The sequence below is a fragment of the Seohaeicola sp. 4SK31 genome, assembly GCF_028802875.1.
Taxonomy (GTDB): domain Bacteria; phylum Pseudomonadota; class Alphaproteobacteria; order Rhodobacterales; family Rhodobacteraceae; genus Seohaeicola.
In genome coordinates this window covers 31801-54550 of record NZ_JARAMP010000002.1, presented here as the reverse complement: position 1 = coordinate 54550, position 22750 = coordinate 31801, and the positions used below count along the sequence as shown (strand labels likewise).

Here is a 22750-nt window from a genome sequence, read left to right as displayed (position 1 = left end):
GGCGCCTGCGTTACAGCACGCGCGACATGAACATCGTATGATCGCGGGGATGAAACCGCGCGCGGGTGTAGAAACGTTGGGCGCGCGCGTCATCACGGGCCACCTCAAGATGCAAGGCACGCACTCCACTGGAGCCCAGCGCCTTGGCAATGCCGTTCAACGCCTCGAACCCCATGCCCCGGCCCCGCACGGGCGGGCGCACGAAAATTTCGTCCACCACACCGTCCAGCCCGCCATATTCCACCGACCATCCGAACGAGATCACCACATAGCCGACCGGAGCGCGACGCGGCCCAACCAGCCAGATCGCCCCATGGGGCGAGCCTTCCAGTAGCGGCAGCACCGCCCCTTCGTGATGGGCAGTATCGGTGTCATACCCCATTTCCGCATGAAAGGCCGCAACCAGCGGCACCACACGCTCCAGATCCTCGACCGTGGCCAGATGCAACAAACTCATAGCCGCGCCAGCCTTTCCGTCAGCAGGTCAAAAAACCCGTCCGCGTCCACATCACCCATGAACAGCGCATTGGGCGCGCGCCGGGTGACACGCCACCAATCGGCGACGGTCATGCCCATGGTCAGTTCCGACTGCGTCTCGATCTCGACATTCACATGCCGCCCCGTGAACAGATCAGGCCGGATCAGCCACGCGGTCACGCAAGGATCGTGCAGCGGTGCGCCCAAAGAGCCGTATTTCTCCTTGTCGAACCGCTCGAAAAACTCGGTCATCTGGGCCACGGCAATCCCCACAGGGCTGCCGATCGCGCGAAAGGCGTCGTTACGCGCGGCCGTGACCAGCGCCTTGTGCGTCACGTCCAGCGGCATCACGACCAAAGGCACACCCGACCGGAAGACTATACGGGCCGCCTGCGGATCGACATAGATGTTGAACTCTGCCGAGGGGGTGATGTTGCCCACTTCGAAATAGGCGCCCCCCATCAGCACGATCTGGCGGATGCGGGGCGCGATATCAGGTGCCTTCTCCAGCGCCATGGCGACATTCGTCAGCGGGCCGAGAGGGCAGAGCGTCACGCTGCCCGACGCATGTTCCCGCACTGTATCGATGATGAAATCGACCGCATGCTGTTCCTGCAGGGGCATCACCGGATCGGGCAGCACCGGGCCGTCCAGCCCGCTTTTGCCATGCACATGTTCCGCCGTCACCAGATCGCGCCCCAGCGGCCGATCACATCCGGCAAAGACGCGGATATCCGGCCGTCCCGCCAGTTCACAAACCATCCGCGCATTGCGCTGCGTCAGCGCCAGCGGCACATTGCCCGCGACGGCCGTGATGCCCAGAACCTCGATCTCGTCAGGGCTGGCCAGTGCCAGAAGGATCGCCACGGCGTCATCCTGTCCGGGGTCGGTGTCGATGATGATCTTCTGCTTGCTCATGAGCGGTATGGGGTCCCGGTGTCCTGTCCTGATGTCAACCGGGCCGTCGGCTTTGCCCTGTGACCCGGTTCGACGCCACTATGGAACCTGCACCGCGACCATGCAAACAGATCACGGTGATGCCATCGGCCAGATTGCAGATGCACGCGGGTTTCAGCCGATTTTCTGCTGTGCCGCGTCCGGCAGGATCAGATGCATCGACTGGATCAACTCTTTCAGCTTCGTGGTCGAGATGTTCTCGGTCCGGGGCAGGTAGAGCACATCGCAATACTGCCGCAGATCATCGAACTTGCCTTCCCAGTCATCACCCATCGCGAAAAGATCGACGTTGTAAGTCTTGATATCCTTGGGTTTCTGTTCCCACTCGGTCTCGGGAATGACCAGATCCACATATTGACACGCTTCCAGAACCTCGACCCGGTGCGCATAGGGGATCGCGGTCCTTTTGCCCTTGAGCGTATTGAACTCGTCGGTCGAGCAGGCAACGATCAGCCTGTCGCCCAGATCGGCCAGCCGCCGCAGCAGACGGACATGCCCCACATGGAAAAGATCGAACGTGCCATAGGTCAGAACCGTGCGCCCAGCTGTTCGTGTTGTCTCGTTACTCATTCTCTGAACCTTTTTGATTACCGCCGAGAGCGTCCATGAAACTGCGGAACCGGCGATTGGCGCGACTCCAGGGAGATGAAAATCCGGGGTCAGGCACGCGCCAACCCTCACCATAGTTGACGTCCAGAACCTCTTCCGCCCGGGCCGGAATGGGCAGACCTGTGACTTTGCATGTCGCTAACGGCAACAAGGCCGCGCCGGGCAGGTCGCCGCAGGTGTGGGGATAGACATGCAACTTGCCGTCCGCGATCCAGGCCGGGACGAGGTTGATATCGCAGGTGCCGCCGGATCGAAGCGTGTAGACACCCGGATTAGGGACTTGCTTGTCCGACAACAGCCCCGCCTCTTGCAGGCGCAGGCGGATATCCTGCCAGTCGCGCGCAGCGCTTTCCTGACTGTCTGACCGCATCAGAACGGCAAGATCGACATCATCGTCATGGGCAATCAGGCTCTGGTCCCGCACCACGCCCAGAAGGGTGCCGGAATCCAGGAATACAGGACCTATCATCGCCTTGACCTTGTCCAGCGTCGCGCGCACATGAGCCCAGATATTTTCATGATCCTTGTTCTGGAAGCTCTGCGGGAAATAGATGCCCTCAAGGGAATAGCCCCTGCTTTCTGCTGCCTGCGGCACATCGGCAAACGCTTCGAATGCGCTCTTTTGCCCGGACGCCAGACGCTTTCTATTTGGCCGGTAAAAGGGCTTCTGCGTGCGTCGTGAACGCTCTCCAATCCCGAGTGGCAGCGGGATGAACGCCCCAAGATAGTCGACCGAGAAAGCGTCGCCCAAATCGGCGGCCATCTCTTCCAGTTCCTTGTTGTAGGGGGCTGCGACGAACCCTGCGCGCGGCAAAGTCAACTGGGCCTGCGGGATGTGGCGTATTTCACCGGCACAGACCGTGACCCGTGTGTCCTGCTGCGCAGATGTCATGCCCATCGCCTGTGTCAACACCTGTCATCCTTGTCAGTCGGGCGGATGCAACCGCAGTCCTTCAATGCGCCGCGGCGCAACGGACAGCCGGCCGGAACATGGCCGACCAACCCTGACTGCGCAGCCCTGGGTGGCCCGAAGGCGCGTTCTGTCTGATGAACCATACTGCCCGAACTCTTCTTTTTCGCTGAATATGCGGCAAAAGGCCCAGCGGCACCAAACATAATTCGGACTTGGTGGTAACTGGATGGGTCTTGCGCCTTAGGTGTTGCACCGGAGTCGCGCATCCCGCAGGGCGGGACTGTGAAAAACAGACCGCGCCATCTATCCCGATTGACCGGACGCATCCCAGACCCTAGGCATGGCGCAGAGGCCGAGATGGCCGTGTTTCGCGTGTGAAGTGAGAAAAGTGTGAAAGAGGACATCATGGATAATCGTCGTCTGGCCAATGTCCTGAAACGCGTTTTCACGCCCTACAAGCTCAGTGTCTACAAGCTGCTCAAGGAGCGGGCGATCGAGGACTCCGCCTCTTACGCTGAACAGCACATCAAAACGGCCATGATCTTTGCCACGACCGAGGAGTTGTGGAACTACGCCGCATCATCCGCCCGGATCGAAGGCGGCGCGATCCTTGAGTTTGGCGTTTTCAAAGGGCGCTCGATCAACCATTTCGCCGATATCTTCAAGACCGAGACCCTGCACGGGTTTGACAGCTTCGAAGGTCTGGCCGAGGATTGGACCGGCTATCACCTGCCCAAGGGCACCTTCAATCTGGAAGGCAAACTGCCGCAGGTGAAAGAGAATGTCACCTTGCACAAAGGCTGGTTCGACAAGACCCTGCCCGCATTCCTGAAGAAGAACACGTTCGACATCCGCCTGTGCCACATCGACTGCGACACCTATGAAAGCAGTCTTTATGTGCTGCAGCAGGTTGCCCCGCGGTTGGTCAAGGGCAGCATCGTCGTGTTTGACGAATATTACGGCTATCCGAACTGGCGGTTCGGCGAACACCGCGCCTGGCAAGAGGTTTGCGCCAAGAAGCGGCTGACCTACCGCTATATCGCCTTTTCCGACATGCAGGTCGCGGTCGAGATCCAGTAGCGCATCCCGGCAATCTGACAGATTAAAACGAAAAGGGCGGCCCAGCGGCCGCCCCATCCCTGTACGCGGGTGACGACAGGTTCAGCCGTCGAAATCGACGGTTTCGGTCAGACGCAGCGCGGCGCCCCGCAGCTTGGCCAGATCCATCAGATTGATGTCATCCGCCGTGAATGTGCCCCAGCTTTTCACCAGTTCGTCGGGTTCGGTTCCCGGTGCGATCGGATATTCGGCATTCGCCTCGGCATAGATCTGCTGCGCGGTGGGCGAGGTCAGGAATTCCATCATCTTCAACGCATTCTCGCGGTTCGGGGCCGCCTTGGTCATCGCCACCCCCGAGATATTCACATGGGTGCCGCCATTCTCGAAGGTCGGAAAGACGATGTTGACGGAATTGGCCCATTCCTGCTGCTCGGGATCGGCCAGCATCTGCGCCATGTAATATGTGTTGCCAAGGCTGATATCGCATTCACCAGCCCAGATCGCACGGACCTGCGCGCGGTCATTGCCTTCGGGCTTGCGCGCCAGATTGGCCTTCAGACCTTCCAGCCACTCTTTCGCGGCTTCCTCGCCATGGTGATGGATCACCGCCGATGTCAGGCCCAGCGTATAGGAGTTGGTGCCGGAACGGGTGCAGATGCGGCCCTTCCATTTGGGATCGGTCAGATCCTCGTAGGTGGTCACTTCGCCCTCGGCCACACGCTCTTTCGAGGCATAGATGATGCGGGCGCGAGTGGTCAGACCCCACCAATGTCCTTCGGGATCGTGATAGATGTCGGGCACATTGGCGCGCAGAACCTCGCTATCGACCGGCTGGGTCAGACCGGCCTCGACCACCTCGGCCAGACGCGAGATATCGACAGTCAGCACCAGATCGGCGGGCGAGCGATCGCCTTCAGCGGTCAGACGTTCGACCATCCCCTTGTCCAGAAAGGCCACGTTCACATCGATTCCGGTCTCGGCGGTGAACGCATCGGTCAGCGGCTTGATCAACTCGGGCTGGCGATAGGAATAGACATTCACCTCCTCGGCCAGAACGGGCAGGGCCAGCGAGATCGCGGTGGCGCTCAGCAGGGCGGTGGTCAGGTGTCGGGTCATGGTGTCCTCGTCAAAACGGGTGTTGCGATAGCCCCTCTAAACCCGAGTTTTTTTGTCGGGTCAATACCTGAATGAAATTGTCGGACAAAAGCCGGGTGCGGGGCGCCTAACTCTTGGCCATCTTGTCCCGCGCCTTGGCCTCGTTCCACAGCGCGTCCATCTCTGTCAGATCGGATTGCGCCGGGGATGAGCCGCGCTTTGCAAGTTGCTGTTCTATATGTTGAAAACGGCGGATGAACTTGGCATTGGCGGCACGCAGGGCGGCTTCGGGATCAATCTCAAGATGCCGCGCCAGATTGGCCATCACGAACAGCAGATCACCGAATTCCTCGGTGATCTCATCCTGCGACAGCGTGGCGCGCGCCTCGGTCAATTCGCGGGCTTCCTCGGTGATCTTGTCCAGCACCTGGCCGACATCCGGCCAGTCGAATCCCACCCGCGCCGCGCGCTTTTGCAACTTCACCGCACGCAACAACGCGGGCAATCCCACCGCCACCCCGTCCAGAACCCCGACCTGCGCCTTGCCTGCGCGTTCCGAGGCTTTGATCTTCTCCCAGTCGGCGGTCTGTTGCTCTGCGGATTTGTCGCGACTTTCATCCCCGAACACATGCGGATGCCGGGCCACCATCTTGTCCGAGACCCGTCGCGTGACGCTGTCAAAGCTGAACAGTCCCGCCTCATCCGCCATCTGCGAATGATAGACCACCTGCAACAGCAGGTCGCCCAACTCGCCCTCGAGTTCCGGCCAGTCCTGCCGTTCGATGGCATCGGCCACCTCATAAGCCTCCTCGATCGTGTAGGGTGCGATGGTCGCGAAATCCTGCTCGATATCCCATGGACAGCCCGTCACCGGATCGCGCAACCGCTGCATGATCCGCAAAAGACGCGGCAAGCCGCCGTCAGGGTCATGGATCAGGGCGTCATCGGTCATTGCGGCGGCTCCGGTTTTCGGGTTTGGTGGCAGGGTGACCGCAACAGCCCAAGGAGTCCAGAGATGGCCGTGATCAACCGGATAGCCGGATATGCCGAAGACATGACCGGCTGGCGGCGCCATCTCCACCAACACCCGGAACTGGGCTTCGATTGCGTAAAGACTGCCGCCTATGTTGTTGAAAGACTGAAGGAGTTCGGAATCACCGACATTCACGAAGGCATCGCGAAGACCGGCGTTGTCGCCATCATCGAAGGGCAAGGGCCGGGGCCGGTCATCGGATTGCGCGCCGATATGGATGCCCTCCCGATTGCTGAGGAAACGGGCGCGGAATACGCCTCGACAGTGCCGGGCGTGATGCATGCCTGCGGCCATGACGGGCATACCACGATGCTGCTGGGTGCGGCGCGCTATCTGGCCGAGACGCGAAATTTCGCCGGCAAGGTCGCGCTGATCTTTCAGCCCGCCGAAGAGAATGGCGGCGGCGGCGGTGTCATGGTCGAGGAGGGTGTGATGGACCGCTTCGGCATCACCGAAGTCTATGCCATCCACAACGCCCCCGGTTTCGCGGAAGGCAGTTTCTATACCACACCGGGGCCGATCATGGCGGCTGTGGATACGTTCCATATCCATATCAAGGGCTTGGGCGGGCATGGTGCGATGCCGCACGCGACCCGTGACCCGGTGGTGGCAGCCGTGGGCATCGTGCAGGCGATCCAGACGATCAGCAGCCGCAACCATTACGCACTGGATGATCTGGTGATCTCGGTCACCCAGATCCATACCGGCAGCGCCGAGAACATCGTGCCTGAAACCGCCTACGTCGGGGGCACTGTGCGCACCTTCGACACGGCTGTGCAGGCGATGGTCATGGACCGGATGAAAGCCATCGTGGCGGGGCAGGCGGCCAGCTACGGCGTCGAGGCGGAACTGGATTACGAGGTCTGGTATCCCGCCACTGTCAACGATCCCGCCCGCGCCGCCTTTGCCGCCGAGGTCGCGGCCGATGTCGTCGGGGCCGCGAATGTCGTGGCCGAGGCCGGCCGCGAGATGGGGGCCGAGGATTTCGCCTACATGCTGCAAGCGCGGCCCGGTGCCTATCTGTTCCTCGGTCAGGGCGAAGGTGCGGGCCTCCATCAGGCAGGCTATGACTTCAACGATGCGGTAGCGCCCGTAGGCGCATCCTTCTTCGCACGGCTTGTGGAACGCGCGGCCGCACTCAAGGGCTGACCGGGCAGCCGCCCTCCGGGGCCTTGCCGGAAGACCATTTCAACGGAGTATGCAATGGCGCTGGAAGACGCAAAGACACTGGTTGATCAAGCCTTTACACGCAAAAGCTTGCGCGGATTGAGCTTTGAGAACGCCTTTGGCGGGGCCACGTCTTTTCTACGTCGCCGCTATACAAAGGACCTGACCGGTGTTGATCTGGTGGTGACTGGCGTGCCTTTCGATCAGGCCGTGACCCATCGCCCCGGCACACGCTTCGGCCCCCGCGCCATCCGCGAGGCAAGCTGCCTGCAACCCTATGACCCGCCCTATGGCTGGGGCTATGACCCGTTGGAACGGTTCAGCATCGTGGATTACGGCGATCTTGCCTTCGACTATGCCCGCGTCAGCGATTTCCCCGAAGCCTTGCGACAGCATCTGCGCACCATTCTGACCGCAGGACCGGCGACGGTGACGCTGGGCGGCGATCACTATTGCACTTTGCCCATCCTGCAAGCCTATGCCGAGAAATACGGGCCTCTGTCCGTGATCCAGTTCGATGCCCATTCCGACCTTTGGGCCGATGACGACATGAGCCGGATCGACCACGGCACCTTCATGTACAAGGCGGTGGAATCGGGCGTGGTGGATCCCACGCGGTCGATCCAGATCGGCATCCGCACCGAATGCGACGACTATCTGGGGATGCCCTATATCGACGCCCGCCGCGTGCATCAGGACGGCCCCGCCGCCGTGGCCAAGCAAGTGCGCGAGGTGGTGGGCGACAACCCCGTCTACCTGACCTTCGACATCGACGCGCTGGACCCCGCCTTTGCCCCCGGCACCGGCACGCCGGTCTGGGGTGGTCTGCACAGCTGGCAGGCTGCGGCGATCCTGCGCGATCTGGCGGGGATCAATCTTGTGGGCGGCGATGTGGTCGAAGTTTCGCCCCCCTATGACACAACCGGAGCCACGGCCATCGCGGGGGCGCATGTGGCGATGGAGTTGATTGCCCTCTGGGGCTGGACCCGGCGTCAAGGGCATGACGTGAGTATTTGAGGAACGATGAAAGGGTGAGGCGATGAAACTTTTGTCTCTGGTCCTGCTGGCCGTGCTAGGATTCGGCCTCTGGGTCAGACTTGCGCCGTCGGACCCGGCCCGCTGGCATGTGAGCATCGGCGATGCGGGCAATCGCGATTTCGCGGGGGCCGCGATCCGCACGGTCCCGGCTTCTCCCGGCGACATGGCCCGGCTGGACCGCATCATCCGCGCCACCCCGCGCACGACCCTTCTGTCGGGCAGTCCCGAAAGCGGCATGGTGACCTATATCACCCGCTCGCGCCTCTGGGGGTTTCCCGATTTCACCACGGTCGAGGCCCGGCCAGGGGCGATCGTCATCCACGGGCGTCTGCGGTTTGGCTCGTCCGACATGGGCGTCAACCGCGCGCGGGTCGAAGGATGGGTTGCCGCACTCGCAGCAGAGAAGACATGACCCCGCTCTTGACCAGACCGGGCCTTTCGGCAAGAGAAGCGGGATGATTTCCGCAGACAAACTTGACCAGATCACACAGCGTTTCCAGTTTCTGGAGGCCAAAATGGCGCAAGGTGGCGGTGATATCGCTGCCCTGGGGCGGGAATATGCCGAATTGCGCCCCGTCGTGGCTCAGATCGACCTCTGGCGGGCCCTGCGCCGCGATCTGGCCGAGGCCGAGGCGCTGTTGTCGGATCCCGAAATGCGCAGCCTTGCCGAGGAGGAACTGCCGCAACTGCGAGCGCGTCTGCCCGAAGTGGAGCGCGCGCTGCAACTGTCGTTGCTCCCGCGTGATGCGGCCGACTCCCGCCCCGCGATGATCGAAATCCGCCCCGGCACAGGAGGCGACGAGGCGGCGCTCTTTGCCGGCGATCTGTTGCGCATGTATCAACGCTACGCGGAAGCGCGGGGATGGACATTTCAGATCATCGAGCTGCAAGAGACTGAACTTGGCGGCATCCGAGAAGTCGTGGCCCGCATCGCCGGCGAGGGGGTCTTTGCCCGACTCAAGTTCGAAAGCGGCGTCCACCGTGTCCAGCGTGTCCCCACCACCGAAAGCGGTGGGCGCATCCATACCTCTGCCGCGACCGTCGCCGTCCTCCCCGAGGCCGAGGAGGTGGATATCACCGTCGACCCGAACGATATCCGCATCGACACGATGCGGTCCTCGGGTGCAGGCGGCCAGCATGTGAACACCACAGATTCGGCTGTGCGGATCACGCATATTCCCAGCGGCATCGTCGTCACCAGCTCTGAAAAATCCCAACACCGCAACCGCGAGATCGCGATGGGCGTGCTGCGTGCCCGACTGTTCGACATGGAGCGGCAGAAGGCCGCCAATGCCCGCGCCGCCGACCGCAAAAGTCAGGTCGGCTCGGGCGATCGCAGCGAACGGATCCGCACCTACAATTTCCCGCAGGGGCGCATGACCGACCACCGGATCAACCTGACCCTCTACCGGCTGGACCAGATCATGCAAGGCGATCTGGACGAGGTCATCGACGCCCTGATCGCCGAACATCAGGCGGGCCTTCTGGCCGAGATGGAGGGATGAGCCGCACCGTCGATCAATCCCTGCGCGCGGCCATGCAAGCCTTGTCTGCCGCCGGTATCCCGGATGCGGGCAGCGATGCGCGCCATCTTCTGGCGCATGTGCTGGGTGTGACGCGGGGCCGGCTGATCCTGATGGGTCCCGATCCGCTCCCGTCCGAGGCCGAGGGCGCGCTTAAGCAAGCGCTGGCGCGCCGCATCGCCCGTGAACCCGTGACGCGGATCATTGGACAGCGGCAGTTCTGGGGCCGGACCTTCACCGTGACCCCCGATGTGCTGGACCCGCGCCCCGACACCGAAACGCTGATCGCTGCTGCCCTTGATGGCCCCGCGCCAGCGCGCTTGCTGGATCTGGGCACCGGCAGCGGCGCCATCGCCGTGACCTTGCTGGCCGAATGGGCTGAGGCCATCGGCACGGCCACCGATCTCAGCGCCCCGGCCCTGGCAGTCGCAGGCGCCAACGCGCAATCGATCGGTGTGGCCGACCGGCTGGAGCTGATCCTGTCTGACTGGTTTGCAGCTGTGACAGGGTCATTCGACCTGATCCTGTCGAATCCCCCCTATATCGCGGCGGACGAACTGCCATATCTCTCACCCGAAGTGCACCTGCACGATCCGGCCATCGCTCTCAGCCCCGGAGGAGACGGGCTGGAGCCTTACCGCGTCATAGCGGCGCAAGCCCCCGCCTTTCTGGCCAAAGACGGCCGGGTCATCCTCGAGATCGGCTGGCAACAGGGCGCGGATGTGACAGCGATCTTTCGCGCCGCCGGCTGGCGCGATCTGCGCCTGATCCGGGATCTGGAAGGGCGCGACCGCGTCATCTGCGCGCGGGACTTTGCCGATCTGGCTGAAATGACACGAAATTACGTATAATTCGGCAGAACTTTCCGCTTTCCTCTTGTCTTGGACGCTCTGTCATGTTTACTCAGGTCATGTCGCGCCGCTTGACGCATCTTTGCGGTCACGCGCGACGCCAAGCCAAAAATGTCGTGGATCCGGAATTAAGTCAGAGCGCAAGAGGCGTGAAACGGGTCGCACGAAGCCAGAAGACGAAGGCTGGACTGCTACAGATGAGATCATCCAAATCCAGGTCGCGCAAGTCGGGCCGCAACAATGCCCCTAACCGCAGTGTCGGGAACATCATCAACCGTGTGTTCGACAGCTCTGGTCCCGAAGGCAAGGTGCGCGGCACGCCGCAGCAGATCATCGACAAATACAATCAACTGGCCCGCGACGCCCAGTTGAGCAATGACCGCGTGGCGATGGAGAATTTCCAGCAGCACGCCGAACATTATCTGCGCCTTCTGGCCGAAGCCCAGCGCGAGATCGACCAGCGGCGCGAACAGCAGGAACGCGAGAACCGCGACCGTCAATCCGAACGCGATCAGGGCCAGGGTCAGCAAGGCCAGCAGGGGCAGCGCGATCAGAACCGGGATCAGGGCCGCGACCAACCGCGCGAGCAGACCCGTGACAACGGCAACCGTGACGGCGGCAATCGCGACAACCGTGAGCAGGGCAACCGCGACCAGAATCGCGAACGCCCAGCCCGTCAGGATCATGACGCGAGTGAGCGCGGATCGGATCAGCGCCGCGACACCCCGCAGCCAGACGTCTTGGACCTTGGCGGCGACAGCGGTCTGGTCGAAACACCGGAAAGCCGGTCCGAGGACGTGCCCGCCAAGCCCGCGCCGCGCCCCAAATCGGAGCCGCGTGCCAAGTCTCAACCGCGCACCCCGTCAGAACCCCGCGACGCCGAACCCCGTGAGGCCGCACCCCGCGAGCAGGCCGAGGCGAGCGAGAAGCCCAAGCCGAAGCCCCGCACCCGCGCGCCGCGCAAACCGCGTGAGGCCAGTCTGGGCACGGATGACACGCCCGGAACACCGGAAGCCGCCGAATAAGGCAACGGTCCCCGGACCGGGATGGCGAAACAGCAAAGGCGCGCCCCGCAAAGGGCGCGCCTTTTGCGTTTCCTGTCGCAGGATCAGCGCGCGGCCTTGACCGACCGGGCCAACGCGCAGAACTGCTCCAGACCCACGGTTTCGGCCCGTTCGGTGGGCTTGATCCCGGCGGCGATCAGATGATCCTCCAGATCCGGCACCAGACCCTTGCAGGCCGCGCGCATCATCTTGCGCCTTTGGTTGAAGGCCGTGGCGATCACCTGTTCCAGAACACGCGCATCGGCGGGATAGCGCGGTACGGGCAGGGCGGTCAGATGCACCACGGCGCTGGAAACCTTGGGCGGCGGTGTGAACGCCTCGGGAGGCAGGTTCATCACGATCCGCGCGGTGCAGCGCCATTGTGCCAGCAAAGCCAGACGCCCGTAAGCCTTGCCACCGGGCTGCGCCACGATCCGCTCGGCCACCTCGCGCTGGAACATCAGGGTCAGGCTGTCCCAGAAGGGCGGCCATGTGGGCGGTGTCAGCCAGCGGATCAGCAATTCCGTGCCCACGTTATAGGGTAGGTTCGCGGCCACCCGGATCGGCGGCGTCAGATGCGCCAGCGGATCGACCTCCAGCGCGTCGCCCAGCACCACGCTCAGGCGGCCCGGATAGGCGGCGGCGATCTCCTCCAGCGCGGGAATGCAGCGCGGGTCCTTCTCGATGGCCAGCACATGCCGCGCGCCCTCCGCCAGCAGACCACGGGTCAGCCCGCCGGGGCCGGGGCCCACCTCCAGCACATCGCAGCCCGTCAGGTCACCCGCCGCCCGCGCGATCTTGGCGGTCAGGTTCAGATCCAGCAGGAAATTCTGCCCCAAGGCCTTTTTCGCGGCGATCTCATGGGTTTCGATCACCTGCCGCAACGGCGGAAGATTGTCGATCCCGCTCATGGCTTCACCGTTCCACAAATACTCATGACGGACCGCGCGCCCCGGCCATGACATCCGCCATCTTCAGCGCCGCGATCAGCGATGAGGGATCGGCAATCCCCTGACCTGCGATATCGAAGGCCGTGCCATGATCCGGCGAGGTGCGGATGAACGGCAGCCCCAGCGTGACATTCACCCCGCCTGCGAAATCCAGCGTCTTGATCGGGATCAGCGCCTGATCGTGATACATGCAGATGGCCGCGTCATAGCGGGCTCGCGCCGCCGGGTGGAACATCGTGTCAGCGGACAGAGGCCCCGCGATATCCAGACCCTCGGCGCGCAACGCCTCCAGCACGGGGATGATCATTTCGATCTCTTCCTGTCCCATCGCGCCGCCTTCTCCGGCATGCGGATTCAGCCCAGCCACGGCAAGGCGTGGCGCGGTCAGCCCGAAATCGCGGCGCAAGGCGGCATGGGTGATCAGGATCGTATCGGTCAGCAAGGCCGCCGTCAGGGCCTCGGGCACCTCGGCCAGCGGGATATGGATCGTGACGGGAACCACGCGCAGCGCCTCGCAGGCCAGCATCATCACCACCCGGTCAACCCCGGCCAGAGCCGCCAGATATTCGGTATGCCCCGGATAGGCGAAATCCGCACCAACCTTCAGCGCCTTCTTGTGGATCGGCGCGGTGCACAGCGCCCGAGCCGCCCCCGTTTGCACCAGATCCACCGCGCGGGCGATAGACGCGATCACACCCTGGGCATTGGCGGGATCAGGCTTCCCGGGCCGCGCCAATGTGGCAAAGGGCAGATGTAGCACCGGCAAAGCCGTGGCACTGACGGCCCGCGCCTGCGCCATATCTTCAATCACAGCGACAGCGGTGCCCGCAGGCAGGTGGCGCGGATCCCCGATATAGACAAAGGGCAAGCTGTCACGCAACGCGGCCCAAGCCTTGGCCGCGATTTCCGGTCCGACCCCTGACGGCTCACCGCAACTCAGCGCGATGGGTGCGCTCATTGCTCGACGATGCGCGCATCAGAGACAAGCTGCGCAAGATAGCCGCGCGCATAGGCCTCAAGCCGCTGGTTCCGCAACTGCGCGGTGATCTGCTCTCGCGAGGCATTCTCGGCCCCCGCAGCGGTGCGTCCGCACAGCATCAGCACCATCAGCGCCTCGGACCCGTCCGCAGCGGGCCGGGTCAGGTTGGCCGAGATCTCGCCCCGGTCCAGCTTGGCCAGTTCCAACGCGATATCGCGTGGCAGATCGGCCGGGGCAGCAGCGTTGCGCTCCAGCAGTTCGGGCGGTTGCCCTTTGGCCAGACCGTAAAGATCGTTGCAGGTATCCACCGACGCCCGGATGCGCGCAGCTTCGGCCAGATTGGCCTCCGTCCGGCCACCGGCCAGGTAATAGGCGGCATAGTCGATGGCCGAGAATTCGGGCGTGCTTACGCCGGTTTCCTGAATGCCGCGCAACTGAAACAGGGCGATGGCCCCGTCAAGCGGGATCGGTTGCGTGACCTCGCCGACCGACAGCCCAAGGATCACCGGGCGAAGCTGTTCCGGCAGGTTGGTGATCGGCATCCAGTCCAGCCGTCCGCCATTTTCGCGGGTCTGCGTTGCCGACACGCGGCGCGCCTCGGCCGAGAATTGGTCGATCGAGGTGATCTGACTCAGATCCTCGGCCAATTCCTGCGCTGCCGCGGCCTGCTGCGGCGGGGCGGCCAGAATGATCTCGGACAGAAGAACGCGCACCGTGCTGCCACCTGTCAGCACGCTCAGAGCCTTGTCGACATCCGCATCGGTGATGCGGACACGCGGCACGAAACGGGCGCGCACCAGATCACGCCAGCCAAGGGCCGCGATGATGAAATCGCGGAAGGTCTGTTCGGCCACACCGGCCCCGCCCAGTGCGCGCAGGAACTCTTCACGCGACAGGTCGGCGCGAGAGGCGAATTCGGTCATCCCCTCCATGATCGCTTCGTCGGTGATCTCGATCCCGGCGCTGCGGGCCGCCGCCATCTTGACGCGATCCTCTATCAATTGCTGGCGGGCCAGTTCCTCAAGGTTGCCCTGCGCCCGCAACACGCGCAGCAAGGCGATGCGCTGCTCGACCTCGTAGCGGGTGACCACCTGATCATCGACCGTGGCCACCGGCGCAAACAACCCCTGCGCCTGCGTGGACAGTGGCTGGGCCAGCACGCCCAACAGCGCGAGAAGGGCGAAAAGGACAGGGCGGGTCTTCTGTATCATGTCGGCGCGTTCCTGCAGGTCCGTGTATAACTTCTGTCGGTATCCCCGACGCCAAATCCCCTGATGGCGACCGTAAAGCCGAAATCCGTGGATGGCTCGACGATAGCCGATGCGGTGAAGCGGCGCGAGAGGGAAAGGTTCAGCTCGATACATTCGTTCCGATACCGCAGTCCCACGCCCGCCTCGGCGGTCTTGTCGCGGGCCACGTCATACCGCACGTTCGCCGATCCCGTCCAGTGTCGCGAAATGCGGTAGGTGCCATCCACAGACCATTCTGACTGCGTCGACAGCCGGTCCTCGTCCAGATCCGTGCCCAACCAGACATAGGCGGCGCCCAAGGCGAAATCCTGCTGTTGCCACAACAGCCGCGCCTCGGCCTTGGACAGCGACAATCCGCCGTCATAAAGCGTGCGGGCCGAAACCGACACCCCGTCGGCAGTCTTGATCTGCCCCGCCACCAGCAGGTCAGAGCTTTGGCCGGATAGGCCGGAGCTGTTGCTGAAGTCGAAATCCGGATCCGCGCGCCAGACCTGACCAAGGGTCAGGTTGGTCTGCAAACCGCCGGAACCCTGCCGCATCCAGTTGAGGCCATAGGCCGCGACGACACCGCGTTCGCGCCGGTCCGGGGCCGGAAAGCGCGACAGGGTCAGAAGGTTGCCCTCGTCGAACTCGACCCGCGTGCTTTCGTCATTGGGCAGGTCCCGGCGGCTGCCACCGGTCCAGCCCAGCATGGCGACCGGCTCAAGCAGATGGGTGGCCCCGCTGGCAGTGCTCTTGATCAGGGGCCAGCGCAGGGTCAGCGCGGTCTGGGGCACGACCTCGGCCAGATCTCCGCCGAAACTGTCATCCTGCAGGATGCGGAACCCGTCTACCGAGACCCCTCCCTTGACCTCGGCCTGCACCCCGTAAGCCAGTCCCCAGTTGCGGTGCCAGAACAGATCAGCCGACACCCGCGACACGTCGCGGCCGATCCCGTCTGTCGGATCGTCGGATGAACGATAGCGCGAGTTGGCCTGCAACCCCATGCGCAACTCGCCCCCCAGCAGACCCGGCACGAAACGCCGCTCATAGGTCAGATCGCCGATAATCGTGGGCAGGGTCGCATTGCTTTCACTGGCGCGAAGGGTCTGATAGCCGGTCAGACTGGCCTGAATGAATTCGTCCCGCCGCGTCCGGGTGACGGCGATGGCGCTGTCCAGACGGTCCTTCTCGGAATAGTCGTAGTCCAGCAGATAGGCGTCATCGCTGGTCATCTCGATGTCGAAGGTCAACCGGAAATCGCGCGGCAACGAGAACTGACCCGTCCCGAACAGATAGGCCCGGCGGCTGTCCGGCCCCAGCGAGTCGTCGGAAATCGCACCGTTCAGGGTGATATCCCCGGTGCGGAACGCCTGCCGATAGCGCAGCTCCAGTGTCCGGGTTTCGGGCGAAAGATAAGGTGTGATGGTCAGGTCGCGGTGATCCCCAAGGGTCACGAAATAGGGCATCTTGACCCCAAGACCCAGACGGGATGTCTGCTTCAGCGACGGGATCAGGAACCCGGTGGCGCGGTCCAGTGTCGGATCGGGCAGGCGCAGGCGCGGCACCCAGAATATCGGCACATCCAGCACCCGTATCTGTGCATTGTCGAAGTAGAGCTGCTTTTCCTGCTGGTCATGCACCACACGCTTGGCCCGGATCTGCCAGAGCGGTGGCGAACCATCGTCGCAGACCCGGCACGAGGTGGCTGCGGTCTTGTAAAGCTGCGTGTATCGCCCCCCGATCCGGTCGATCCGGTTGGCCGCAAGCTGCACCTGCTGGTCCAGCACCATCCGCGCCCCGCGCAACAGGCCGTTTTCAAGGCTGGCATCCAGATCGCCGCTATCGGCCAGCACGACGATCCTTTCGCCCTCGATGATGGTGATCGGCCCTTCCAGTGTCAGCCGGTCCGTCTCGCGGTCATAGATCACCCGCGCCGCCTTGAGGCGGGTCTGCCCCGACAGCGCCTCGACATTGCCCTCGGCGATCAGCCTGTCACGCCCCTCCAGCCGCAGGCTGTCGGCCACCAGCAGCGCCGGCGCACCCGCCACCGGCACGGCGGTGCTCTCCTGCGCGCGGGGCACGGCCGGGGGCAGGGCAAGGCCCAGCCCAAGCACGGCGGCAAACCCCAGCGCCAGATGGTGACGCCGTGTCAGGGGCGCGCGCCGCATCACGCCTCCTCCATGTTCAGCAGAATGCCCAAGGCCAGCAGGACCGAGGCCACAGGCGGCGCCCAGGCCGCCAGCAGGATCGGGATCTGGCCGTTCTCGCCCAGAATCTGCGCGAAGTTCCGGATATAGAACAGCGCAAATCCCAGCATCACCGCCGTCAGGACCGCGACACCCGTGCCGCCCGCGCGCACATGGCGCATCGTGAAGGCGGCCCCCAGCAGCACCATTGCGGTCAGAAACAGCGGGCGTGCCATTTCCATCTGGAACCACACCAGATGCCGCCGCGCCGAAAACCCGGCTTCCTCAAGCCGCGCCACATAATCGGGCAGGTCCCAGATCGAGATCGCCTCCGGCTGCCCGAAACTGTCGCGGATGCGTTCCTGTGTCAGATCCGATGGGATCGTAAGGCTGTCGAGGGTCTCGGCCATGGCCTCGGGGTTCATGTCCAGTCCCAGCGGCCAGACCTTGACGTCTTTCGCCTCCCAGGCGCCGGGTGCCAGCACCGCTTCGCGGGCCTCGATCCGGCGCAATGGACCGCCTTCGGGCGCATAGCTGAGGAATGTCACGTCATAGAACACGGTACCGTCCGGATTGGCCCGTTCCGCATGGATCACCGTCTGCCCTGATGTATCGCCCTGCCGCAGCCACAATCCCTCGCGTGAGATCGACAGAACATCGGTGACGCCAAAGCGGTAGTTCTCGAACAGGCTGGCATAGCGTTTTGACGTGGCGGCCACGATCGGATTCAGCATCGCCACCGCCAGCGCGCCAATGGCAAAGGCCACGATGACCGGCGCGATCAGGGCCACCAGCGCAGACCGCCCCGAGGCGCGCGTCACCACCAGTTCGCTGCTGCGCGCCAGCCCCAGAAAAAGCGTGATCGTCGACAGGATCATCACCAGCGGAAGGATATCGCTGATGGCCTTGGGCATGTTCAGCAGCGTCAACTGCGCAATCCGCCGGAACCCGATCCCGTCCGCCGAGAACCGCCGCAGCTGTTCGACAAGGTCGATCAGCGCCAGCAACAGGAAAAACACCGTCAGGATGCCCAGAAAGGTCACCAGAAACCGTCGCGCGAAATAGCGGTGCAGGATCACGTCGCAATCTCCCTTGCGGGCTGTGCCCTGCGCCATGACCGCCTGCGCGGACGCGCGGCCCAGCCAAGCAGGGCGCCCGCCATCGCAAGCCCCGCAGCGGTCGGCGCATAGACCAGTGGCCACAGCGCCGCATTGGCCCGCACCGGGTCCGTCACAAGGCCTTCGACCAGTTTCACCAACACCAGCAGAACCAGCGCACCGACGATCTGTTTCCACACGCCAAAACGCGAGAACCCGCCCACCAGCAGCGCGGAAAACCCGATCAGCGCCGCCGCCAGCGCCATCAGCGGCTGGTTGAAGCGCCCGTGCAACTCATCCGCGATCAGACCCGGCGTCGCACCCGTCTCGGCGATGATGGCATCCCGCGCACGCAGCAGTTCCCATGTCCCCACATGTCGCACCTCGCGGCTATGCGCGCCGGGCGTGGCCAACAAGCCGCTGATATCATATGTAAAATCCGCAAAATGCGTAGTGAACAGACGCTGACCGTCCAGGAAATAGCTTTGCGACAAACCATCCACCATCACCAGCCGCGTGCCCTTGTCGTCATTGACCAGATAGGCCTCGGTCGCGGTATAGGTCATCGCCCGTTCGGGGCGGCTGCGATCCGACAGATAGACATCCCGCAGCGCGCCTTCGGGTGTGATCTCGCGGATATAGAAGGTGATCCCTGCCGAAGGATGTAGAAACGTGCCCTCGGTCAGCAGCTTCGAGGTGACGTTCTGTGACAACTCCGCCTCGCGCTGCTTCATCTCTTCCAGTGAGGCGGGCACCAGCACATGGGTCAGCACGGACATCATCACGGCCACCAGCCCCCCATAGACCGCGACGGGCTGTGCCAGCCGCCACGGGCTGAATCCCGTCGCCTGCATCACCACCAGCTCGCTTTCACTGCTCAGCCTGTTGGTGACATAGACCGCCCCGGCAAAAGCCGCGACCGGAAGAACCAGACGGATGACATTGGGCAGGGTCAGCAACGAGAATTCGACAAACACCATGGCGGACTGGCCGTCACCGACCAGCCTGTCGAACAGCCGCACAGCCTGATTGATCCAGTAGATCGAAACCAGGATCAGCGCGAAAAAGCCGAACAGGACCATCATCTGCGACAGCAGATATCTGTCGAATCTCGCCACTCCATTCCCCCGGGTGTCACATCATGACAGTGACAAGGTTATCCGATGTGGCGGGGGGGTAAAACTGCTATCTGGTCAAGGTGGCGACCCACCGCTAGGGTGTCGCTCCGATCCGCCGCGTCACAGCCCATATCAGGAGAATATGATGACCGATCCCGTCCGTATCCACGCCGCATCCACCGATATCGAGGCGCTGTCCACGCTGCAGGGCCGCATCGCGCTTCTGGTGGACAGCCCCGATACGCTGGACGTGGCCGCGCGGCGCGTGAACCGGTTGACGCGCGGGGCGCTGGCGCGACTGCTGGCGTCGGACCGTTTCGCCAAGCTGAAACCGGCCGAGGCGATGACACTGGCCTTTCCCGCCGGGATGGAGGTCGAGGCGGTGGACGTGGTCCGTCTGCCGCGCCGCACCGATGCGGTGCAGGCGCGCAAGGCCGGTGTCGCGCTGGCCAAGCTCAAGGGCAAGGCGGCGGTCACCGTCATGGCCGGTGGACAGCGCCATGCGGCCGAACTGGGTCTGGGTCTGGCCCTGCGCGCCTACAGCTATGACGCGATGAAGTCGCCAAAGGATAACGGCAAGGACGAGACCGCCGCTGGCGACGTGACCCTGATGGTCAGCAAACCTGACGAGGTCGAAGCCGCCCTGGTGCCGCTGCGCGCCACGATCGAGGGTGTCTTTCTGACCCGTGACCTGATCAGTGCGCCGGCAAACATCCTCACGACGACCACATTCGCGGATCAGCTTCTGGCCCTGCGCGATCTGGGCGTCACGGTCGAGGTGCTGGAAGAGTCCGATCTGGAAAAACTCGGCATGGGCAGTCTGCTCTCGGTCGGTCACGGCAGCGAAAGCCCGTCCAAAGTCGTTGTGATGCAATGGAATGGCGGGGCCAAGGATGCTGCCCCGCTGGCGCTGGTCGGCAAGGGCGTGGTCTTTGATACCGGCGGTTACAGCCTGAAACCCGCAGGCGGCATGGAAGACATGACCATGGACATGGGCGGCGCGGGCGTGGTGGCTGGCGTCATGCACACGCTGGCCCGGCGCGGCGCAAAGGCCAATGTCGTGGGCCTCGTCGGTCTGGTCGAGAACATGATCTCGGGCCGGTCCACCCGCCCCGGTGACGTGGTCCGCTCGATGAAGGGCGACACGATCGAGGTGATCAACACCGATGCCGAAGGCCGCCTCGTTCTGGCCGATGTGCTCTGGTATGCGCAGGACCGCTTCAAGCCCGCCGGGATCGTTGATCTGGCGACACTGACCGGCGCGATCATCATCGGTCTGGGGCATGAGAAAGCGGGCGTCTTCTCGAACGACGATGCCCTGTGCAATGCCGTGCTCAAAGCTGCCGAGGCCGAGGGCGAAGGAGCCTGGCGCATGCCTTTGGGCGCGGCCTATGATGCCAAACTGAAATCCGCCATCGCGGACATGAAGAACGTGGGTGGCCGCGATGCGGGCGCGATCACGGCGGCCCAGTTCCTGCAACGATTCATCAAGGATGAAACGCCATGGGTCCATCTGGACATCGCCGGTGTGGCCAGCGTCAAGGAAGACACCCCCTACGCCCCCAAGGGGGCCAGCGGTTGGGGCGTCATGGCGTTGAACCGTCTGGTGGCCGACCGGTTCGAGGGCTGAAGGGACCACGCAGATGGGGGCCGCCTATTTCTATCACCTGACCCGCAACCCGCTTGAGGTGACCCTGCCGCAACTTCTGGGCCGGGCCATGCAGGCGGGCTGGCGTGTGGCCGTGCGCGGCCGCGATCCCGCCCGGATGGATTGGCTGGACCGGCAGCTCTGGATGGGCGCGTCTGACGGCTTTCTGCCCCACGGTCTTGCGGGTGGCGCGCATGATGCGTCCCAGCCCGTACTGCTGACGACGGGCGCTGAGGCTGCGAATGACCCCGCCTGCCTGATGACCGTGGACGGGGCGGAGGTCGGCGCCGATGAGGTGCAACGGCTGGAGCGTGTCTGCGTGATCTTCGACGGCAACGACCCTACCGCCGTGCAGATCGCGCGCGCTCAGTGGAAGGCCCTGACCGATGCAGGCTGCGCCGCGCAATACTGGTCCGAGGAATCGGGCCGATGGGAAATGAAGGCCGAACGCAGCGCCTGAAGCCGCGTTGGCCATGGGTTTTTGCCGAACTGTGAAAAGGCGCGCGTCACCGCGTCAGAATAAGCGCGCCCTGGCGGATCTCGACCGATGAGAAGCGTTGCAGATAGGTCATGCCAAGCAGGCTTTCCCGCATCTCGCCTTCGTTCACAAAGGCGCGCAGGCCCCGATCCTCATGACTGCCCAGGCGGATACTGTCCAGCCGGACCGGGGCGGTGCGGACTTCTCCATTCGCGGTCATGGCAGTGCCGATGAAGGGCAGATTGGCGGGATCAAGGCCCGCCGCCATGGCGTCCTCCCGGCTCAGAAAGATATCCGTGGCCCCGGTATCGACCAGAAACCGGATCGGCGCGCCGTTCACCTCGGCCGTTAGGTAATAATGCCCGTCCGGTGCGCGGGGCAGTTCGATCCGTCCATCCGCGCTGATCACGGACTGGGTCGGACGCACGGTCTGGCGGATATCGGACCACAGGCCGAACGCGGCGATCACACCCAGGAACAGAAGGCCCCAGATCAGGACCTGCTGCAATGTCTTGCCCAGCGATTGGCGGTTCTGCACGAAGAACCAGAACACGATCACGGACCCCAGAAGAATCAGATAGGTCAACCTGCCCAGATCAGTGCCGTCCATGCCGCGCCCCCTTTGTTGCATTAGATATAGGCGTACAGAGGCCCGCTACAATCAGCCCGCAAACCCGAAGTCGCGCAGGCCGTCCAGCACGAATTGCACCGAAAGGGCCGCCAGCAGCATGCCCAGCAGGCGGGTCACCACGTTGATGCCGACGCGACCCAGGGCGCGCTCGAAAAGGGAGGCGCTAAGGAACAGGACCATCACGATCACCAGCACCGCCAGCATGACGCCTGTGACGGTGGCCAGACCCGCAAGGCCGGGTTGCTGTCCGGCCAGCAGGATCATCGTGGCGATGGCGCCGGGCCCCGCGATCAGGGGGATGGCAAGAGGGAAGACGGACGGGTCGGGGCGGTCCTCCTCGGTCTGGTCCTGCCGCCGCTTGGCACGCCGCTCGAAGAGCATGTCGAGGGCGGTCAGGAACAGAAGGATGCCGCCTGCGATCCGGAAGGCGGGCATGGAGATGCCGACGAAGCCCAGCACAGCCTCGCCCGCCGCTGCAAAGAGCAGCAGGAGCAGCGCCGCCACGAGGACGGCGCGCAGCCCGATGGCGCGGCGCTCGCGGGCGGTCATGCCTTGGGTCAGGGCCACGAAAAGGGGCACCAGACCGATGGGGTCGATGATCACGAAGAGGGTGACGAAGGCACTGATGAGAAAGGTCGTATCCATGCCGCACCCTAGCGGGTGGGG

At 63.8% G+C, this 22750-nt stretch carries 23 protein-coding genes; 9 read left to right on the top strand and 14 right to left on the bottom strand.

The genetic code is table 11. The features are described from left to right. Positions 1 to 10: 10 nt before the first annotated feature. The 4 genes from PVW27_RS01895 to PVW27_RS01880 all read right to left on the bottom strand — a co-directional run bounded on the left by PVW27_RS01895 (position 11) and on the right by PVW27_RS01880 (position 2806). Positions 11 to 457, bottom strand: coding sequence for a GNAT family N-acetyltransferase (locus PVW27_RS01895; protein ID WP_274554846.1), 447 nt, complete (start codon positions 455 to 457; stop codon positions 11 to 13). Beyond that, complete coding sequence (locus PVW27_RS01890; RefSeq protein ID WP_274554845.1) at positions 454 to 1395, bottom strand: nucleoside hydrolase; 942 nt, start codon at positions 1393 to 1395, stop codon at positions 454 to 456. Before PVW27_RS01890 ends, PVW27_RS01895 begins: the two co-directional genes overlap by 4 nt. A 153-nt stretch (positions 1396 to 1548) precedes the next feature. Beyond that, positions 1549 to 2004, bottom strand: coding sequence for a glycerol-3-phosphate cytidylyltransferase (tagD, locus tag PVW27_RS01885; protein WP_274554844.1), 456 nt, complete (start codon positions 2002 to 2004; stop codon positions 1549 to 1551). After that, complete coding sequence (locus tag PVW27_RS01880; protein ID WP_274554843.1) at positions 1997 to 2806, bottom strand: LicD family protein; 810 nt, start codon at positions 2804 to 2806, stop codon at positions 1997 to 1999. Before PVW27_RS01880 ends, tagD begins: the two co-directional genes overlap by 8 nt. Before the next feature lie 555 nt (positions 2807 to 3361). Here PVW27_RS01880 and PVW27_RS01875 point away from each other — a divergent pair. After that, positions 3362 to 4036, top strand: coding sequence for a class I SAM-dependent methyltransferase (locus PVW27_RS01875; protein ID WP_274554842.1), 675 nt, complete (start codon positions 3362 to 3364; stop codon positions 4034 to 4036). Between the two features lie 81 nt (positions 4037 to 4117). Here PVW27_RS01875 and PVW27_RS01870 read toward each other — a convergent pair whose 3' ends face one another. Continuing rightward, positions 4118 to 5131, bottom strand: a complete 1014-nt coding sequence (locus PVW27_RS01870; protein WP_274554841.1) for a Fe(3+) ABC transporter substrate-binding protein — start codon at positions 5129 to 5131, stop codon at positions 4118 to 4120. A 106-nt stretch (positions 5132 to 5237) separates the two neighbouring features. Continuing rightward, positions 5238 to 6062 carry a nucleoside triphosphate pyrophosphohydrolase gene (gene mazG, locus PVW27_RS01865; protein WP_274554840.1) on the bottom strand — a complete coding sequence of 275 codons (825 nt, stop codon included), beginning with the start codon at positions 6060 to 6062 and terminating at the stop codon, positions 5238 to 5240. Positions 6063 to 6125: 63 nt separating this feature from the next. On the opposite strand from mazG, the gene PVW27_RS01860 reads away from it, so the two are divergent. The 6 genes from PVW27_RS01860 (at position 6126) to PVW27_RS01835 (ending at position 11747) form a co-directional block, all read left to right on the top strand. Continuing rightward, on the top strand, positions 6126 to 7292 hold the full coding sequence (locus PVW27_RS01860) for a M20 aminoacylase family protein (protein WP_274554839.1): 1167 nt from the start codon (positions 6126 to 6128) through the stop codon (positions 7290 to 7292). Between the two features lie 54 nt (positions 7293 to 7346). Continuing rightward, a complete protein-coding gene (gene speB / locus PVW27_RS01855) occupies positions 7347 to 8327 on the top strand; it encodes an agmatinase (protein WP_274554838.1) in 981 nt (326 codons plus the stop codon). A gap of 22 nt (positions 8328 to 8349) precedes the next feature. Then, positions 8350 to 8760 carry a DUF1499 domain-containing protein gene (locus PVW27_RS01850; protein WP_274554837.1) on the top strand — a complete coding sequence of 137 codons (411 nt, stop codon included), beginning with the start codon at positions 8350 to 8352 and terminating at the stop codon, positions 8758 to 8760. A gap of 43 nt (positions 8761 to 8803) precedes the next feature. Beyond that, positions 8804 to 9853, top strand: coding sequence for a peptide chain release factor 1 (gene prfA / locus PVW27_RS01845; RefSeq protein ID WP_274554836.1), 1050 nt, complete (start codon positions 8804 to 8806; stop codon positions 9851 to 9853). Further along, a complete protein-coding gene (gene prmC, locus PVW27_RS01840) occupies positions 9850 to 10722 on the top strand; it encodes a peptide chain release factor N(5)-glutamine methyltransferase (RefSeq protein ID WP_274554835.1) in 873 nt (290 codons plus the stop codon). The genes prfA and prmC overlap by 4 nt, the downstream gene beginning before the upstream one ends. A 197-nt stretch (positions 10723 to 10919) precedes the next feature. Further along, positions 10920 to 11747 (top strand): DUF4167 domain-containing protein, encoded by an 828-nt coding sequence (locus PVW27_RS01835; protein ID WP_274554834.1) that lies wholly within the window; start codon positions 10920 to 10922, stop codon positions 11745 to 11747. A gap of 83 nt (positions 11748 to 11830) precedes the next feature. Here PVW27_RS01835 and rsmA read toward each other — a convergent pair whose 3' ends face one another. Genes rsmA through lptF form a run of 6 tightly spaced genes read right to left on the bottom strand, consistent with a single transcriptional unit; the run spans position 11831 to position 19327 of the window. Next, entirely contained in the window at positions 11831 to 12676 is an 846-nt protein-coding gene (gene rsmA / locus PVW27_RS01830) for a 16S rRNA (adenine(1518)-N(6)/adenine(1519)-N(6))-dimethyltransferase RsmA (RefSeq protein ID WP_274554833.1), read from the bottom strand. A 22-nt stretch (positions 12677 to 12698) separates the two neighbouring features. Further along, entirely contained in the window at positions 12699 to 13673 is a 975-nt protein-coding gene (gene pdxA / locus PVW27_RS01825; protein WP_274554832.1) for a 4-hydroxythreonine-4-phosphate dehydrogenase PdxA, read from the bottom strand. Further along, on the bottom strand, positions 13670 to 14905 hold the full coding sequence (locus PVW27_RS01820) for a peptidylprolyl isomerase (RefSeq protein ID WP_274554831.1): 1236 nt from the start codon (positions 14903 to 14905) through the stop codon (positions 13670 to 13672). Before PVW27_RS01820 ends, pdxA begins: the two co-directional genes overlap by 4 nt. Then, positions 14902 to 17094, bottom strand: a complete 2193-nt coding sequence (locus PVW27_RS01815) for an LPS-assembly protein LptD (protein ID WP_274554830.1) — start codon at positions 17092 to 17094, stop codon at positions 14902 to 14904. The genes PVW27_RS01820 and PVW27_RS01815 overlap by 4 nt, the downstream gene beginning before the upstream one ends. Next, entirely contained in the window at positions 17094 to 18191 is a 1098-nt protein-coding gene (lptG, locus tag PVW27_RS01810) for an LPS export ABC transporter permease LptG (RefSeq protein WP_274555077.1), read from the bottom strand. Before lptG ends, PVW27_RS01815 begins: the two co-directional genes overlap by 1 nt. Beyond that, the gene (lptF, locus tag PVW27_RS01805; RefSeq protein ID WP_274554829.1) at positions 18188 to 19327 is read right to left on the bottom strand and encodes an LPS export ABC transporter permease LptF; all 1140 of its coding nucleotides are present in this window, start codon (positions 19325 to 19327) and stop codon (positions 18188 to 18190) included. The genes lptG and lptF overlap by 4 nt, the downstream gene beginning before the upstream one ends. A gap of 145 nt (positions 19328 to 19472) precedes the next feature. Between lptF and PVW27_RS01800 the strand changes: the two genes are divergently transcribed. Then, positions 19473 to 20957, top strand: a complete 1485-nt coding sequence (locus PVW27_RS01800; protein ID WP_274554828.1) for a leucyl aminopeptidase — start codon at positions 19473 to 19475, stop codon at positions 20955 to 20957. Positions 20958 to 20970: 13 nt separating this feature from the next. Continuing rightward, positions 20971 to 21435 carry a DNA polymerase III subunit chi gene (locus PVW27_RS01795; RefSeq protein WP_274554827.1) on the top strand — a complete coding sequence of 155 codons (465 nt, stop codon included), beginning with the start codon at positions 20971 to 20973 and terminating at the stop codon, positions 21433 to 21435. A 46-nt stretch (positions 21436 to 21481) separates the two neighbouring features. Here PVW27_RS01795 and PVW27_RS01790 read toward each other — a convergent pair whose 3' ends face one another. Then, positions 21482 to 22063: a retropepsin-like aspartic protease family protein gene (locus PVW27_RS01790; RefSeq protein WP_274554826.1), complete on the bottom strand. Its 582-nt coding sequence runs from the start codon at positions 22061 to 22063 to the stop codon at positions 21482 to 21484. Positions 22064 to 22114: 51 nt separating this feature from the next. After that, positions 22115 to 22729: a MarC family protein gene (locus PVW27_RS01785; RefSeq protein ID WP_274554825.1), complete on the bottom strand. Its 615-nt coding sequence runs from the start codon at positions 22727 to 22729 to the stop codon at positions 22115 to 22117. Positions 22730 to 22750 lie beyond the last annotated feature (21 nt).